Consider the following 17323-nt stretch of genomic DNA (forward strand, 5'->3'; position numbering starts at 1 on the left):
TGGCGGGGTCCTATTCTGTAATTTTACTACCAGTTTAATCTCACTAGAAATTAAGTTGTGGAGCAACATAATGACTATCAAAGTAGGTATTAACGGTTTTGGCCGTATCGGCCGTTTCGTATTTCGTGCGTCTGTAGAACGTAACGACATCGACGTGGTAGCAATCAACGATCTTATCGACGTTGAATACATGGCTTATATGCTGAAATACGATTCAACTCACGGCCGTTTTAACGGCACCGTAGAAGTTGAAGGTGGTAACCTGATCGTTAACGGCAAAACCGTACGCGTAACAGCAGAACGTAACCCAACAGACCTTAAGTGGGATGAAGTGGGTGTTGACGTTGTTGCTGAAGCGACCGGTATCTTCCTAACTGACGAAACAGCGCGTCAACACATCCAAGCGGGTGCGAAGAAAGTTGTTCTAACTGGTCCATCAAAAGACGCAACGCCAATGTTCGTTATGGGTGTTAACCACAGCGATTACGCGGGTCAAGATATCGTTTCTAACGCATCTTGCACCACGAACTGCCTAGCGCCTGTCGCGAAAGTACTGAACGACAAGTTCGGTATCGTATCTGGCCTGATGACCACTGTTCACGCAACCACTGCGACTCAGAAAACCGTTGACGGTCCTTCTGCGAAAGACTGGCGCGGCGGCCGTGGTGCATCTCAGAACATCATCCCATCTTCAACAGGTGCAGCCAAAGCGGTTGGTAAAGTACTGCCAGAGCTTAATGGTAAACTAACTGGTATGGCGTTCCGTGTGCCAACTGCCAACGTTTCAGTGGTTGACTTGACTGTTAACCTAGAAAAAGCAGCGTCTTATGACCAAATCTGTGCGGCAATGAAAGAAGCGTCTGAAGGCGAGCTGAAAGGTGTACTTGGTTACACTGAAGATGCAGTTGTTTCTCAAGACTTCATCGGCGAAGTACAAACTTCAGTATTCGATGCTAAAGCAGGTATCGCGCTGACTGACAACTTCGTGAAAGTGGTTTCTTGGTACGACAACGAAATCGGCTACTCAAACAAAGTACTTGACCTAGTTGCACACATCTCTAAGTAAGTAGCAATTACAATAGTATCGATAAAGGCGGCCTAGAGCCGCCTTTTGTGTATCTGGCGCCTATCCAATGAGCCGGTTTTTGTTCGTAGACACTCCCCGAAGAGGTTTAAGCTATGTCCATGTCTTTGCTTTTTGAACGTCAACTCTCCGCCTCGGTCGATTTATGCTATCGGCAATCGGTCCCGATTCTTCGCGTGAGTCACCCATCGTGCGCCGCCACCATCAGTCTTTTCGGCGGACACTTACTCTCCTTTGCGCCTACAGGTGAATCCTCACTGGTTTGGATGAGTCGCAACGCCGTCTACGATGCGCAAACACCATTACGAGGCGGCGTCCCTATTTGTTGGCCTTGGTTTGGACAATCGGGCTCGCCTTCGCATGGCTTTGCGCGTCGACAGATGTGGCAATTGGCGCAGGTTGACGAGCAACCGGATGGCGTGATTGTGCAACTGAAGCTGTCTGAATCTGCCCAGTCAATGGCACTCTGGCCCCATCGTTTTGAAGCAACCATCACTTTCACCCTGACACAAAAAGCCACGATTTCCCTCGCCGTCACCAATACCGATCAGCATGATTGGAGGATGGGCGGCGCGTTACACAGCTACCTGACCGTCGCGGACAGCGAGCAGGCTTATATAGACGGGGTTGGTAATCAGTACCTCGATAATTTCAGTGCCGGTGCGGCTCAACCTGCTCCGGGAAAGGTCACGTTTGAAAGCCCCGTGGATCGCATTTATACCGGGGCGCGCGATACACTGTCACTCACCGATCCGGCCGGTAACCGTCGCGTTTATGTCACCAACCAAGACGCGACCAGCGCGGTGATATGGAACCCTGGACAAGCTGCCTCAGTACAAATGGCAGACATGGATGACGATGGCTATCAACATTTTGTTTGCATTGAGGCCGCGCTTGAGCAACCAGATACCCTGGTATCGCCAGGGCAAACCTATACCCTGGCCACAACGTTATGTGATGAAAAAGCGCGACGCTAAACAAAGCGGCCACCTTGGTATAAGGTGGCCGCGTTGTTACATAGAGACTTTTTTTATATAGAGACTTTTTTATATAAAGACTTTTTTATATAAAGACTTGGTTACATAAAGACTTGGCTACATAAACACCTGGCTACATAAAGACATAATTAACACCGAGATAGCCGGAAGCGGCGGTAGATTGGTCCACCATTGGGCTGTTCGCTATTTCATCATCGAGGTTGGTATAGCGCACACCACCAAGCAGTTGGATGCGCTCGGTCAGCATAAAATAGCCACTGGCACCAACAAAGTAATGGCCCGCAGAGCCTGGCTCATACGCCTCAATGCCTGAAACACGCGATGCTTCAGTGGCGCTGACCCCATAAAGGTGCTTATTTAACTCATGGCTATTGTAGGCATACCCTACTTCCGGAGAGACGCCCCAACGCGGGTGATTAAATCCATATTTCCAACTCACTTCGCCATATACCCCGTCCCTATCATGGGTCACGCCTTCGCCAACAGCCGCCTGAAAACGTCCGATAGGTGAATGGTATTGGTAGGCAAGCGCTGCCACAATCGATGCATCGCGCTTGTCGAGCTGGCTCAATTGCGGATCGTCGGTATCGGCAGGATCGAAACGACGAGGGTCATAGGTCGCTGATACGACGAGATTGTGTGTCGAGTCTTTCGGTGCCAGACGTGCGCCGGCAGTGAGACCGCGAAAGTAAAAGTGGTCGGTATCAAGGTTGACTGTCGGTACCACAAGTGGGTCGGTATCCGTGTCTTTGTACACCTGGGGTGAAAACGCGCCGATCACCCCTGCTGATACCCGCGTGTCTGCATAAACATTGCCGGAAGTCAGTGCCAACGCACACACTACCCAAGCCGTTTCTCTTGCTATATTCATCATCCTTTCCYTTATTGTTTAACGGCTGGCCAATGTAAGCCCAGTCCCCCTAGCTGGCAAAATAATCACCACCAGCATATATCACTAGCTTGAACACCCGCTGTCAATATATTGGCAAGACAGGCATACAAATCACTCAACAAAAATTATCGAAAAAACAAACAATTCTTTCACGCAAGATCGAGCAATGCGGTCTAACCTTATAAAAAGGAAAGGGAACATCCAGCCAACTTTGCGCCTTTTCTTTTCGAGTTATCAGACGATTTAGGGGGCAAGACCATGACTATTTTTGATCACTATCGTCAGCGCTACGAAGAAGCGAAAGACGAAGAAATGAGCCTTCAAGCATTCTTGGATCTATGCCGAGATGATCGCGGCGCGTATGCCAATGCCGCGGAACGTTTGCTGATGGCGATTGGCGAACCGGAAAAGGTTGATACTTCGCTCGACCCTCGGCTCAGCCGACTTTTCTCTAACCGTGTCATTTCACGTTACCCAACGTTCAAAGACTTTTATGGTATGGAAGATTCGATCGAGCAAATCGTCTCATACCTTAAACATGCCGCTCAAGGCTTAGAAGAGCGCAAACAAATTCTTTACTTACTGGGCCCTGTCGGTGGGGGGAAATCGTCATTGGCCGAGAAGCTAAAAAGCTTGATGCAGCAGATGCCGATTTATGTACTAACCGCCAATGGCGAACGTAGCCCAGTGAATGATCACCCATTTTGCCTGTTTGATGCGACTGAAGATGGCCACCTACTCGAACAAGAATATGGCATTCCACAGCGCTACGTTCAACATATTATGTCGCCTTGGGCCGCTAAGCGATTAAAAGAATTTGGCGGCGATATCAGCCAATTTAAAGTGGTTAAGCTCCGTCCCTCTATTCTCAATCAAGTTGGCGTTGCCAAAACGGAGCCAGGCGATGAAAACAACCAGGATATCTCTGCCTTGGTTGGTAAAGTGGATATTCGCCAACTTGAACATTATTCACAAGATGATCCTGATGCCTATTCTTACTCCGGTGCGCTTTGCCGGGCTAACCAAGGCATGATGGAGTTTGTCGAGATGTTTAAAGCACCGATTAAAGTGCTTCATCCCCTACTCACGGCAACGCAAGAAGGTAACTACAACGGTACAGAAGGGCTTTCGGCATTGCCATTTGACGGCATCATTTTGGCCCACTCAAATGAATCCGAATGGCAGTCATTCCGCAATAACAAAAATAACGAGGCCTTCCTCGACCGGGTTTACATTGTCAAAGTACCCTATTGTTTGCGAATTTCGGATGAAATCCATATTTACGACAAATTGTTGGCGACCAGTGAATTACGCCATGCGCCTTGCTCGCCAAGCACACTCGATATTCTGGCGCGCTTTACGGTATTGTCGCGCTTAAAAGATCCTGAAAACTCAAGCATTTATTCGAAGATGCGTGTGTATGATGGGGAAACACTCAAAGATACCGATCCAAAAGCCAAGTCTTACCAAGAATACCGAGATTTTGCTGGGGTCGATGAGGGTATGGATGGACTATCAACCCGTTTTGCCTTCAAGATTTTGTCACGTGTTTTCAACTTTGATCACGCCGAGGTCGCGGCTAACCCTGTGCATTTGTTCTATGTCCTGGAGCAGCAAATCGAGCGGGAGCAATTCCCACAAGAGGTCGCCGAGCGCTATTTAGAGCACTTGAAGGGCTACTTAATTCCTAAATATATCGAGTTTATTGGCAAAGAGATCCAAACCGCCTATCTCGAGTCTTACTCTGAGTACGGCCAGAATATTTTTGACCGCTATGTCACGTATGCCGATTTCTGGATTCAAGATCAAGAATTCCGCGACCCAGATACTGGTCAGCTGTTTGATCGTTCAGCGCTTAATGGCGAGTTGGAGAAAATCGAAAAGCCAGCGGGTATCAGTAACCCGAAAGATTTCCGTAACGAAATCGTTAACTTTGTGCTCCGTGCTCGAGCGAATAATGAAGGCAAGAATCCGGCGTGGACCAGTTATGAGAAGCTGAAAACCGTGATTGAGAAAAAGATGTTCTCCAATACGGAAGATCTGCTGCCGGTGATTTCGTTCAATACTAAGACCTCAAGCGACGAGCAGAAAAAACACGACGACTTTGTCGCCCGAATGATGGAAAAAGGCTATACCCGCAAGCAAGTTCGCTTGCTCGCCGAATGGTATTTGCGCGTGCGTAAATCGTCGTAGCCTACGGGTTGACGCAGATGACGGGAGAAAGTTATGGCGCATTTTATTGATCGTCGTCTCAATGGCAAAAACAAAAGCACTGTCAACCGGCAGCGCTTTCTACGCCGCCACAAGCGGCAGATAAAAGAGTCCATTGCCGACGCCGTCAACAATCGCTCGATCACCGATATCGAAAGTGGTGAGGACATTTCGATTCCATCACGCGACATCCGTGAACCCACGTTTCACCAAGGCAAAGGGGGACAGCGGGAGGCTGTCCACCCGGGTAATGACCAATTTAGTCCTGGCGATCGTATCGCTCGCCCACCGGGTGGCGAAGGCGGCGGCGCCGGTGAAGGGCAAGCAAGTCCAGATGGTGAGGGACAAGACGAGTTTGTTTTCCAAATTTCGAAAGACGAATACTTGGATCTGTTGTTCGAAGATCTCGAACTACCGAATCTAAAAAAGAACCAGATGGCGAAAATGGTGGAGTACAAAACACACCGCTCTGGGTATACCTCAAACGGCGTGCCTTCCAATATCGCTATCGTCCGTTCTTTACAAAATTCGCTTGCGAGGCGAACGGCGATGTCAGCCGGAAAACGCCGCGAGCTCGCTGAGCTTGAACAAGCACTCGGACAGATTCAACGTGCTGAGCCTGCTCAACCGTTAGAAGAAAAACGCCTCGAAGAAGAGATCGCGGCACTCAAAAACAAACTTGCTGCCGTGCCGTTTATCGACACCTTCGATTTACGCTACAAAAACTACGAGAAGCGACCTCAGCCAAATAGTCGGGCGGTGATGTTTTGCTTAATGGATGTGTCTGGTTCGATGGACCAAGCCACCAAAGACATTGCTAAGCGTTTTTATATTCTGCTGTATCTGTTTCTCTCACGGACTTACAAAAATGTCGAGGTGGTATTTATTCGCCATCACACGCAGGCGAAAGAAGTCGACGAACATGAGTTCTTTTATTCGCAAGAAACCGGCGGCACCATTGTGTCTAGCGCCCTGCGACTGATGGATGACATCATCAAAGACAGGTACAACCCGACAGAATGGAATGTTTACGCCGCTCAAGCCTCAGATGGCGATAACTGGGCTGACGACTCACCGGGCTGTCGCGAGTTGTTGCAAAAAACGCTGTTACCGGTGAGCCGCTATTACGCCTATATTGAAATAACACGTCGTGCGCACCAAACACTGTGGCGTGAGTATCAGTCACTCGCCGAAAGCCATGACAATTTTGCTATGCAGAACATTCGCTCCGCGGAAGAGATTTTCCCCGTATTTCGCGAATTGTTTAAGCGTCAGGTCGAAGCCTGACGCCATACCGGCATAGACGCATTTTATCAGGGAGGCATGGTATGGCTGTCACCAAAGGTAAACACAAGACTCCACTCCACGATGGGCCGGATTGGACCTTTGACCTGCTTGAGCAGTATCACAAGGAAATTAAACGGGTTGCCGAACACTACAAGCTCGACACCTATCCCAATCAAATCGAAATCATCGCCGCCGAGCAGATGATGGATGCTTACTCCAGTGTGGGAATGCCCATCAACTATAACCACTGGTCATTCGGCAAAAAATTTATTGAAACCGAGCGCAACTATAAGCATGGGTACATGGGGTTGGCGTACGAGATTGTGATCAACTCGGACCCGTGTATTGCCTACCTTATGGAAGAAAACACTATCACCATGCAAGCGCTAGTCATGGCGCATGCCTGTTATGGTCATAACTCTTTCTTTAAAGGCAACTATCTGTTCCAAACCTGGACCGATGCCGGCTCGATCATTGATTACCTGCTGTTCGCCAAACACTACATTAGCGAGTGTGAAGAAAAGTACGGCCTCGCGGAAGTCGAAAACCTGATCGACTCCTGCCACGCGCTGATGAACTATGGCGTCGACAGGTATAAACGTCCGCAAAAGATCTCACTTGCCGAGGAAAAAGCACGCCAGAAAGCACGAGAAGATTATCTGCAAACCCAAGTTAACGAACTGTGGCGGACCATCCCAGGCGGGAAAAAAGAGCAGGAGGCAGAAACGCGCCGTTTTCCATCAGAGCCACAAGAAAACCTGCTTTACTTTTTTGAGAAACATTCCCCACTCCTAGAGCCTTGGCAGCGCGAGATTGTGCGGATCGTCCGTAAAGTGAGCCAATATTTTTATCCGCAAAAACAAACGCAAGTGATGAACGAAGGTTGGGCGACCTTCTGGCATTACACTATTCTTAACCACCTTTATGATGAAGGCTTGGTCACGGATAGCTTTATTATGGAGTTTTTACATAGCCATACGAATGTGGTCGCGCAGCCGCCCTACAATAGTCAGTTTTATTCCGGCATTAATCCCTACGCGCTCGGGTTTGCCATGTTTCAGGACATTCGCCGCATGTGCGAAGAGCCAACCGATGAGGATAAATACTGGTTCCCTGACATTGCCGGCAAAGACTGGCTTGAGACGGTCCATTTTGCGATGGCAAACTTTAAAGATGAGAGCTTTATTAGTCAGTTCTTGTCCCCCAAGGTGATGCGGGATATGAAATTTTTTGCGGTCAATGACGACGATCGACAAAACTATATTGAAGTCACCAGCATTCATAATGAACAAGGGTATCGTCAGCTACGTGAAGACTTATCAGCACAATATAACCTGAGTAATCGCGAGCCAAACATTCAAGTCTTTGATGTCGATTTGCGCGGTAATCGTTCACTCACACTGAGGTATGTGCCGCATAACCGTATTCCGCTCGCCAACTCTCATGAAGAAGTGTTAAAACATGTCCACCGACTCTGGGGGTTTGAAGTGGTTTTGGAAGAAGAAACCAGCGAAGGACGTGGAAAAATTCTTAGCAGTTGTCCCAAGCGTCCCCAGTTTGATCCTGATATGTTAATGGGTAGCCATTAGGAACAGTCCCCAGCCTAAGGGGACATCCAGCGCCATTAAAAAGCCGCCCTGATGCTTTCATCACGGCGGCTTTTGTTATGCACGCTCAGGTTTATGTGCCTTTACGCCAAGACCTATGCTTCTTCTTCAGCCATGTGAGAGGCAATGGTCTCACGGTTACTAAACCATAAGCCCCCGCACTCACGTCCGTATTGTTTTACCCGGTCACCAATGGCTGGATGTTGGTTATTGGCCACCATTTCGCGTAGATCACTATAAAAGCTCAGCGCATTTTCACAGGCACGGCGGTCCATAAAGTAATAGCCCCCCACGCGTGAATAAATTTGGCGCATACCATTAATCGTCAACACATAGACTTTATTGCCAGAGAAGTGCGCCATGCCTTGGAACAAGCGATAATCGAAATGATTAAAAGCACGGCCCATACAAATACGCTCACACAGCTCAGGATCCTGCTTACCATATTTGTCCTGAATTTTTTTGACGTCTTTCAGAACTTCGCTTTTCTCATCAATCAGATCTAAGAACTGTTCAAAGCGCTCGCACTCAAGCACTTGTTGGCAGCGCTTAATAACCAAATCAATTAGGTCCAAGCAGTCTTGCGGGCGATTTTTAGCTGCATAACGCATATAGACACCGCTGATGTCTGTCCGCGCCGCAAGTAAATCCTCGAGAACCCCGTGCACGTCCTGCCCTTCCAGGGTCACCAGCGTATCAAGAATACTGAGCCCCGACGTTCGCATGTAATCATTGACCCGAGTAGGTTTGCCATGTTGAATGGTTAACCAACCATCGCGGGCGAGGCGCTGAAGCACCTCCCGTAACGTGGTGCGCGTCACGCCAATGAGTTCAGACAATTCACGCTCTGCGGGTAAAATAGAGCCCTTTGGGAAGTGATTGTTCCAAATACTTTCAATTATATATTTTTCAGCAAATGTTGCTGGGCTATCCGCCTTTATAACCATTGAATCTAAATTCCAATTTGCTTCTTGCTCTGATTAATAAGTCATCATACCACTAGTCATGAGTTGCAGAAACAGCTCTGTGATATCGCCACCAATCGCGTGACATCTGCTATCTTTTTGTACCAGATCAATGAAAATTTGGGCATAACTCGCAAAACTACGTCATACAAGATGTAACAAAATATGTCTAAGGCAAACTGGCGCACACTTACTGTCTGACAAGGCTATCCTTCGTTGCTCTGAACGGGTAACTCATACCGATAGTCGTACCGTCACTTTTAACTGTCACCCTCTCGCGTGCGAGCTTTATGGGCTCACCACACTAAGCGATGTAGCACGTAACTCGCCCATCCGTGCGCGTTAAGAGACATAGATAACAATGAGACTATCATTATGGCTAAGACCATTACGCTCAGCACCGCGTTTTTAAAGAACTTTCTCGGCAAAGCCCCTGATTGGTACAAGCTGGCCATTGTTGGCTTTTTAATTATTAATCCGATCGTTTTCTCGATTAACCCTTTCATGGCCGGTTGGCTACTGGTGGTCGAGTTTATTTTTACTCTGGCCATGGCGTTAAAATGCTACCCACTTCAGCCTGGCGGGCTATTGGCGATTGAAGCGGTCGCGATAGGGATGACCAGCCCAGATCAAGTTAAGCACGAGCTGGTAGCCAACGTAGAAGTTCTGCTGCTGCTTGTTTTTATGGTCGCCGGCATTTACTTCATGAAGCAGTTGTTGCTTTTTATTTTCACCAAAATACTACTGGGCATTCGCTCTAAAATTGCCCTTTCATTAGCATTTTGCAGCGCGGCTGCAGCGCTTTCGGCCTTCCTTGATGCCTTAACCGTGATCGCGGTGGTGATCAGTGTCGCCGTCGGCTTTTACTCTATTTATCACCGCGTTGCCTCGGGGAAGGAGCTTGGTGCCGCCCATGACCACACCTCAGATGACAGCTTAAGTGATGAGCTTAGCCGCAACGATCTGGAGAATTATCGTGCCTTCTTACGCAGTCTATTGATGCATGCCGGGGTGGGAACTGCACTCGGGGGCGTGATGACGATGGTCGGTGAGCCGCAAAACCTGATTATTGCCGATCAAGCTGGCTGGCATTTTGGTGAATTTATCCTACGCATGGCACCGGTGACCCTGCCCGTTTTCTTTGCTGGTTTGTTAACCTGCATAATCGTTGAAAAGTTTGGCTGGTTTGGATACGGGGCAAAATTGCCGAATAACGTGCTAAACATATTGGTCGAGTACGATAAAGTACAACGCGCCAAACGCACGCCACAAGATGTGGCCAAACTCGTGGTTCAAGCGTTGATCGCCGTTTGGTTGATTGCCGCCCTTGCCCTTCACTTAGCCGCAGTCGGCTTGATTGGTCTCAGTATTATTATCTTGGCCACCTCGTTTACCGGGGTAATCGATGAACACCATATCGGCAAGGCGTTTGAAGAGGCACTCCCTTTCACTGCGCTATTGGCGGTCTTTTTCTCAATAGTCGCGGTGATTATTGACCAGCACTTGTTTGCACCGGTGATTGATCTGGTGCTGTCATTGGAAGGCCATTTGCAACTTACCATGTTTTATGTAGCAAACGGCTTGCTGTCCATGGTGTCTGATAATGTCTTTGTGGGGACCGTCTACATCAATGAGGTGAAAACAGCGCTCCTCAATGGGGTCATTGATCGCGAGCAGTTTGATATGTTGGCGGTCGCTATCAATACAGGGACTAACTTGCCGTCCGTTGCGACCCCTAATGGTCAAGCTGCGTTTTTGTTCTTGCTTACTTCGACGCTGGCTCCCTTGCTACGCCTGTCATACGGGCGCATGGTGTATATGGCACTGCCCTATACCATTGTGATGGGCTTATTGGGCGTGATGGGTATCGAGTTCTTTTTGGTGCCAGCAACCGAGTGGATGCTACACCAAGGCTGGATATCTGAAACCATCCATATGACCCAACAAGCGATACCCAGTGCGCACTAACGCATTTCTATCATTGACCTTCGTCTCAACAAACGATTGAATAGCAAGGCTCTCAGTGTAGAGCCTTGTTTTTTATCAGGAGTGAGTTATGTGGCGCGCCTTAAATCAATTTTCTCGCAGCCGAGCGTCCTGGCTGTTGTTGCTTCTCTGTGTGGTTGGCCTCGAAGCAACCGCGCTGTATTTCCAACATGGCCAAGGACTTGCGCCCTGTGTGATGTGTATTTATGAACGTGTCGCCTTATTTGGTGTGGGCACGGCAGCGTTACTCGGACTGATTGCTCCCGAGGAGCCCTTTTGGCGCACCCTAGGGTTGCTGGCCTATGGCATCACCGCCGCTTGGGGGCTAAAGCTTTCATTAGAGCATGTCAGTTATCAATTCCCCGATCCTAACCAACTCTTTGGCCCCACCTGTGATGTGGCGGTAAACTTCCCTTCTTGGGCCCCTTTAAACCAGTGGCTGCCTCAGGTGTTTGAAGCGTCTGGAGATTGCAGTAAAGTGGTCTGGCAATGGTTAGGTTGGTCCATGCCACAATGGCTGGTGGGCATCTTCTCGGCCATGCTCGTGATCTGGGGGCTGGTGGTTATCGCCCAGTTTATCGGTCGCCCACCGCGTCGGATTTTTTCTTAATAACACGCGGCTATGCACTAAGCACTAGGCACTAGGCACCAAGATAACCGGATAAAAAAAGAAAACGCCGATTTACTCGGCGCTTTGCATGAGTTGATGGTCGCTTACTGAATGACACAACTGACGTATTAACGGCCGATCTGCGGCGCTAAATACCCCGGGGTCAAGCCGCTGGGGGTCGCTCCAGTACACGGCCTGATGCTGTTTCAACGTTAATGGCGTATCCAGGATCTCGCACCAATAGCTGCACAGTAAAATCACCTTGTCGCCATAATCGTATTCGGTTTCGACGATGGGTGCGCCGACGTTGATTTCAACGCCGAACTCTTCAAGCCATTCACGCTTAAGTGCCTGCTGGTCGGTCTCGCCTTGCTCGACTTTGCCGCCAGGAAATTCCCACCAGCTGATAAACTGCGAATCTGGCTGTCGTTGCGCCACTAAAACGTGGTGACTGTGCGTGGCCACACCGGCCACTACGCGAATTGCAGTCGTCTGCGCTGCTGATATCATCCGATTAACGCCCGCAGCATTTTTTGAACTTAGCGCCACTACCGCACGGGCAGGCATCATTACGGCCAACCGATTTAAACGGATTCACCTGATGCGCGCCGTGCGTTCCTTGTTGTGCTTCATCGGCCGCTTTCGCGACTTCTTGGATCATAAGATCTAATTGCTCAACATATTGGCCAGGCTCAACATCAATCCCTACCTCTTTCATTTGCGCTAAGGTACCGGCCTCGTCATGCAGTAGCAGCATAGTAGTCACTAATGCGGAAAGCATGCGGCGGCTACCATCATTGAGTGTGACATCATGCCAATGCGGCTCAATATGGGGCCATACGGCAAGAAACCCTTCTGAAAAGGCTTGTGCGAGCTCGCCGCGCATCGCAATCATTAACGCGTCAGGCAAGGTGTAAGCATTACGCATCAACGCATGATATTGCTGCTCCAGGTGCGCGAGTATGGCCTGCTTGTCCTTGTCATTAAGCGCCACGACTTCATCGTCTTCAACCCCGGCAGTCACTAACACCGACAACCAAGTATCTGGGTCCATCGGCACAGGACAAATGTTGGCAGCCAGCAGCGCCCCTTCAACAAAACTGGCCGGCATGCCGTCCCAGTCATCAGAGAGTGTCATAAGTGTTGACATAAGGTTTCCTATTTTATGAATTCTGTTTGCGCACGCGCGTTATCGAGCGCTCTGGCTATCTCATCAGCGCGATTAAGGACGCGAATAACCTTAAAGCACGCGTCAGCCTGCGGATAATACTGACGCAAATACTTAAACCATTGCTTAATGCGGTTAGGGAAATACACCGCCTTGTCTCCTTGGCGCTCCTGTGCGCTATAGCGCACTAACAAGGCCAACACCGCAGGCCAATCCATGGGCTCAACATTGTCACGAATATGTTGACCCAAGTTGGGCATATTTAGCGCGCCACGGCAGACCATTAATGTGTCACAGCCTGTAAGTGCTTGGCACTTAAGCGCGTCATCCCGTCCCCAAATATCACCGTTTGCCGTTACAGGGATCGCAAACTGTTGGTTAATCTCCGCAATTAAATCCCAACGAATCGTCCCTGCCTTGTAACCGTCGCGCTTGGTACGGCCATGGACCACTAGCTCGTCGGCTCCTGCATCATTAACCGCTTGGGCAATGTCTAAATAGTCATCCAGATCATTGAATCCTAAACGCACTTTTGCACTCACCGTATGTTCAGGCGCGACGCTTTCACGCACCGCTTTCACCACCTCGTAGATATGCTCAGGCGTCTTTAATAACGCTGCGCCGCCGCGGTTGCCATTCACCGTTTTAGAGGGGCAACCAAAGTTAATGTCGATCCCTTGCGACCCTAACTGAATCGCGTGCTGCGCGTTACTGGCCATCGCATCAACATCTTGCCCCAGTAGTTGGACCCGAACCGGCGTCCCCGCATCGGTAAAGCCACCTTGATGTAACTCAGGGCAGAAGCGATAAAAGACTTTTTCCGGTAAACGCTGATCCACCACACGCACAAACTCAGTCACGCAGAGATCATAGTGATTAATCTCAGTCAGTAGCTTGCGCATTAAGGGATCAAGTACGCCTTCCATGGGGCCTAATACAATGCGTGGTGATTGATAATTCGTTTGACTCATGCCGTACCTTTACCGTTAAGGCGCGCTATTTTGCCAGCTTTTCCCTCAAATCGCAGCACACAAAAAAAGCCAGTCATCTTTTGACTGGCTTTCAAATGGTTAGCGAGTATCACTCACGCTTAGCCTTCTTGTTTGGCTGCCTTAACCATGGCTTCTAGCTGTGGATAGGGTAGATAGCCAGGTGCAACTTGATCGCCAATAATCATCGCTGGTGTACCACGCAACCCAAGCTCCATGAAGGCGCGGTAATTGTCAGCTACCGCTTCTCCGGTTCGCTCTTTGCCCGCAAGCAGTGATTCGGTATCGGTTTTTTGCGCAATTTTCTCTAAAGAACGTGCATCATGCATACCGCGCTTTTTCATCAATAATTCATGAACCTGCGCAAAGGCCTCAGGTTTTTCCAGCCACACATTCATCGCATACACGGCAGAGTTGGTATCAAGCGATTCGATATTCTGCTGTTTTAGCGGCACGGCAATATTAATCACCTTCACATCGTCGTGGGCGGCAACCAGTTTCTGTAGCTCGTCTTCAAGCTTTTTACAGTATGGACAGTTGTAGTCCATAAAGTTAATCACGGTGACCGTCGGATCCTCCGCGCCAATCCAGCTATGGGTCTCAGACTCAAACCAGTCTCGGCGCGCGGCGAGGTTTTGTTTTAATGTCTTTTGCTGCTCAACATATTTTTGCAAGCTTTGGTTAAGATTCGCAATCAGCGCAGGGTTCGCTTCGAGCAAATCGACGATTTCATCCAGCTGTGTTTGCTCCGTATCAGATAGCGTATTAGCACTCACCGGAAAAGCCAGCATAAGAAGCACCAGCCAAGGTGCAAAAAAACGAGATAGGGACATTCGGTTTCCTTTTTTAGCGTTTGTCGTCATCACAACATTCTTAACCATAGGCCAACCGGTGAGGTAAAGCCTGTTGTTATCGCGGTGATTTTTCCTTGCTCAACCACCATTACCGTCGGCGTCACTTTCACTGACAATCGACGTGAGAGTTGTCCATCTGGATCATTGACGACCGAAAAATCGTAACCATGATGAGCAAGGTATCCATTTACTTTTTTCGTTGAGCCCGAGCGTAACGCGATCGAGACCACCTGCGCATGATCACTCAACCAATCTACCGAGGGAGTCACAAAACGGCACACACCGCACCAACTCGCCCATACATAGATAAGCACGGGTTCGTGCTGCGACATGGCGAGCAAATCCTGTTGGCGGCCATCCAGCAAGCGGACCGTGTCCACAGGAAACTGACTGGTGTCGATATCACGGCTTCGCCACCAATCGACGGCAGTGCTAGATATCAGCACAAACACGATGAGCCAGCACACGTCACGCGCACCACGTTTGACCCGCTCACGCCACGGCCGTTTCATTTTACTGCTCGTCATGGTTTTTTTGCCTGCTCAAGCGCGCTCATGACGGTCTTATCGGTCAAAATTACCGGCAGTGCAATGCCGTTTGGTGCACCTGGACCATAAACAATATTAAACGGCACACCATAGCGCTGGTGCTTTTGTAAATATTGCGTCACACGTTCACTGGGTCGGGTCCAGTCACCTTGCATTGCTACCACATTAGACGCGGTAATGGCATCATAAACGGGCGATTGCAATATCACACCCACTTTGTTGGCATGACAGGTAATACACCAATCCGCGGTGACATCGACAAACACCAGCTTGCCCTGGTCCACCGCTTGAGCGATCACAGCTTCATCCAACGCCACCCAATCCGGATCTGAGTTCATCGGCGTTGCCCAACGCTCTGCCGTCAAGGAGGCGCCAACAATCGCTAATACCATAACGGCCAATAGTCCAGCTGCGCCTTTAATCGCGGCCAGCTTACCAAGGGTACGATATGTCAGCCACACACTGGTAGTAAGCAACAGTGCCCCCACTGCGATAGCGCCAACAACGCCCAGATAAGGCATCCACAGCCAGAATAGCCACACCGTGGTAGCAACCAGCAAGAGCGCAAATACCCGTTTCACGTGATTCATCCACGGACCCGGTTTAGGCAGCGTGCGAGTTAATCCAGGGAAAACCGCCACAAGCAACCACGGCAGCGCCATCCCGACCGCCAGCGCGGTAAAAATCAGCCAGAGCGCGGTCAAGGATCCCCCCAGTGCATATGCCACCGCAGTGCCTAAAAAAGGTGCCGAGCATGGTGTGGCTAGTAAGGTGGCAAATACCCCTTGGACAAAGTGACCGCTTGTTGTGTGGCCACCGCGTGTCGCAAGCCAAGTTTGCCAGCTTGATGGCAAATCAATACGCAGCACATCAAACAAGCTCAGCGCGAATAGCCAAATGACCAGCGTCATGACGCCGATAAAGATTGGACTTTGAAACTGGACGCCCCAACCCACGGCTTGCCCCGTTAGCTTTAATGTCATCAGCAGCCCAGCTATCGCCCAAAACGACACCAGAATACCGGCAGCTGAGGCCAGAAACTGGCTACGAACCGCCCGACGGGTGGCATTCGGGTTGGCGACAATGCTGTTAAGTTTGAGTCCAAGTACAGGGAGCACACAGGGCATCACGTTCAAAATCAGCCCCCCCAAGAGGGCAATGCCACCAATCACCCAAACAGATAATCCGGCTTGCGACGCGACACTTCCGGCACGCACTGTGGTGCTGTGCTCAGCCAGAAGCTGCTCATCAATAACAGTGACTTGAATCGGTTTACCGGTCAGCTTGGGGGTTTCTATCCAATTGGTGACATCAAAGGTCGCGGTCAGGGTGTCGCCATCACGGTGGAGACTGGGTACACCAAAGGTGTCATCAATAACCGCCTCGCCATCCACCAGCATATCTGGCTGTTGCCAAGCTTGGTTACCGGTGACAGTGACGGCGAGCTGCTGCTTGTTAGCATCCCAGACCGCAGACTCAACCTGCACACTAGGTAGCGGCTTAGGCACCTGACTCATCGCTTGGTTGAACTGATACATCCGCTCACCATCAGCCTTCAGTGCGCTGGGCGTCACGTCGAGCGAGATGGGGTAGTCAGTGATCACGCACACACTGGTGCACGAGGACAAGCGCAAGGTAGCATCCAACGAAACCGGCTGTTGCCATGTATCAACCTTGAAGGTCAGTGGGAAAGTCACTTGCCCTTTGTAGCCCAACATGGTCAAGCCAAGTAACTCATGGCGCTCAGGTGCCGGCCAATGCCAGATAATATCATCCAAGTTTTGGCTATCGTTAATGATAAGCTCTGGGGCGACCCCGCCCTCGCCTGGCGAGCGCCAATAGGTTTTCCAATCGCCTTGTAAACGGACGGAAAGCAAGCCATCGAGGTGGTGAGTCTCTGGATTACCTTGACCAGTGAGCGCTAAACGCGCCTCAACGGGGGGGTGATCAGGGTTAGACAGCCAACCTGTATCGGGCGTATTTGCCAGTACAGAAGGGCTGAGTAACAGTAAACATAAAGACAAAAGCGGTAGTAAGACCAAAGCTTGCCATACGCTACTTGGTGTTACGCTGCGCCAATAGTGATTGATTCGAGTCATAAATCTGTTCCTTGTTGAAAATAAA

General features: G+C 49.8%; 15 protein-coding genes. 7 read left to right on the forward strand and 8 right to left on the reverse strand.

What is annotated here, in order from left to right:
• The first annotated feature begins 70 nt into the window (after nucleotides 1-70).
• Entirely contained in the window at nucleotides 71-1066 is a 996-nt protein-coding gene (gene gap, locus BZG81_RS03250; protein WP_021022285.1) for a type I glyceraldehyde-3-phosphate dehydrogenase, read from the forward strand.
• A 113-nt stretch (nucleotides 1067-1179) separates the two neighbouring features.
• Nucleotides 1180-2061, forward strand: a complete 882-nt coding sequence (locus BZG81_RS03255) for a D-hexose-6-phosphate mutarotase (protein ID WP_077676726.1) — start codon at nucleotides 1180-1182, stop codon at nucleotides 2059-2061.
• A gap of 133 nt (nucleotides 2062-2194) precedes the next feature.
• Here the strand turns inward: BZG81_RS03255 and BZG81_RS03260 are convergent, their stop codons facing one another.
• Nucleotides 2195-2953, reverse strand: coding sequence for a MipA/OmpV family protein (locus BZG81_RS03260; protein ID WP_158009961.1), 759 nt, complete (start codon nucleotides 2951-2953; stop codon nucleotides 2195-2197).
• Nucleotides 2954-3232: 279 nt separating this feature from the next.
• Between BZG81_RS03260 and BZG81_RS03265 the strand changes: the two genes are divergently transcribed.
• The 3 genes from BZG81_RS03265 to BZG81_RS03275 are packed head-to-tail and all read left to right on the forward strand — an operon-like array spanning nucleotide 3233 to nucleotide 8061.
• A complete protein-coding gene (locus tag BZG81_RS03265; RefSeq protein WP_021022282.1) occupies nucleotides 3233-5167 on the forward strand; it encodes a PrkA family serine protein kinase in 1935 nt (644 codons plus the stop codon).
• A gap of 33 nt (nucleotides 5168-5200) precedes the next feature.
• The gene (locus BZG81_RS03270) at nucleotides 5201-6472 is read left to right on the forward strand and encodes a YeaH/YhbH family protein (protein WP_077460368.1); all 1272 of its coding nucleotides are present in this window, start codon (nucleotides 5201-5203) and stop codon (nucleotides 6470-6472) included.
• A gap of 41 nt (nucleotides 6473-6513) precedes the next feature.
• On the forward strand, nucleotides 6514-8061 hold the full coding sequence (locus tag BZG81_RS03275) for a SpoVR family protein (protein ID WP_077576297.1): 1548 nt from the start codon (nucleotides 6514-6516) through the stop codon (nucleotides 8059-8061).
• A 113-nt stretch (nucleotides 8062-8174) separates the two neighbouring features.
• On the opposite strand, the gene fadR is transcribed toward BZG81_RS03275, so the two are convergent.
• A complete protein-coding gene (gene fadR / locus BZG81_RS03280) occupies nucleotides 8175-9026 on the reverse strand; it encodes a fatty acid metabolism transcriptional regulator FadR (protein WP_077660655.1) in 852 nt (283 codons plus the stop codon).
• Nucleotides 9027-9419: 393 nt separating this feature from the next.
• Here fadR and nhaB point away from each other — a divergent pair, with 393 nt between their 5' ends.
• Both nhaB and dsbB read left to right on the forward strand, forming a co-directional pair.
• On the forward strand, nucleotides 9420-11012 hold the full coding sequence (nhaB, locus tag BZG81_RS03285) for a Na(+)/H(+) antiporter NhaB (protein WP_077460365.1): 1593 nt from the start codon (nucleotides 9420-9422) through the stop codon (nucleotides 11010-11012).
• An 88-nt stretch (nucleotides 11013-11100) separates the two neighbouring features.
• Entirely contained in the window at nucleotides 11101-11640 is a 540-nt protein-coding gene (dsbB, locus tag BZG81_RS03290) for a disulfide bond formation protein DsbB (RefSeq protein WP_077460364.1), read from the forward strand.
• A 72-nt stretch (nucleotides 11641-11712) separates the two neighbouring features.
• Here dsbB and BZG81_RS03295 read toward each other — a convergent pair whose 3' ends face one another.
• From BZG81_RS03295 to BZG81_RS03320, 6 genes are all read right to left on the reverse strand, one after another.
• Complete coding sequence (locus tag BZG81_RS03295) at nucleotides 11713-12150, reverse strand: (deoxy)nucleoside triphosphate pyrophosphohydrolase (protein ID WP_077646359.1); 438 nt, start codon at nucleotides 12148-12150, stop codon at nucleotides 11713-11715.
• 4 nt (nucleotides 12151-12154) lie between these two features.
• A complete protein-coding gene (locus BZG81_RS03300; RefSeq protein ID WP_077676727.1) occupies nucleotides 12155-12790 on the reverse strand; it encodes a YecA family protein in 636 nt (211 codons plus the stop codon).
• Nucleotides 12791-12798: 8 nt separating this feature from the next.
• Nucleotides 12799-13779, reverse strand: coding sequence for a tRNA dihydrouridine(16) synthase DusC (gene dusC / locus BZG81_RS03305; RefSeq protein ID WP_021022274.1), 981 nt, complete (start codon nucleotides 13777-13779; stop codon nucleotides 12799-12801).
• A 119-nt stretch (nucleotides 13780-13898) separates the two neighbouring features.
• Nucleotides 13899-14630, reverse strand: coding sequence for a DsbA family protein (locus tag BZG81_RS03310; RefSeq protein ID WP_021022272.1), 732 nt, complete (start codon nucleotides 14628-14630; stop codon nucleotides 13899-13901).
• 29 nt (nucleotides 14631-14659) lie between these two features.
• On the reverse strand, nucleotides 14660-15178 hold the full coding sequence (locus tag BZG81_RS03315) for a protein disulfide oxidoreductase (RefSeq protein WP_077676728.1): 519 nt from the start codon (nucleotides 15176-15178) through the stop codon (nucleotides 14660-14662).
• Nucleotides 15175-17298 carry a protein-disulfide reductase DsbD family protein gene (locus BZG81_RS03320; RefSeq protein ID WP_108743462.1) on the reverse strand — a complete coding sequence of 708 codons (2124 nt, stop codon included), beginning with the start codon at nucleotides 17296-17298 and terminating at the stop codon, nucleotides 15175-15177. Before BZG81_RS03320 ends, BZG81_RS03315 begins: the two co-directional genes overlap by 4 nt.
• Nucleotides 17299-17323: the final 25 nt, after the last annotated feature.

Origin of the sequence: Salinivibrio sp. MA607, assembly GCF_001996245.1 — a bacterium.
GTDB lineage: Bacteria > Pseudomonadota > Gammaproteobacteria > Enterobacterales > Vibrionaceae > Salinivibrio > Salinivibrio costicola.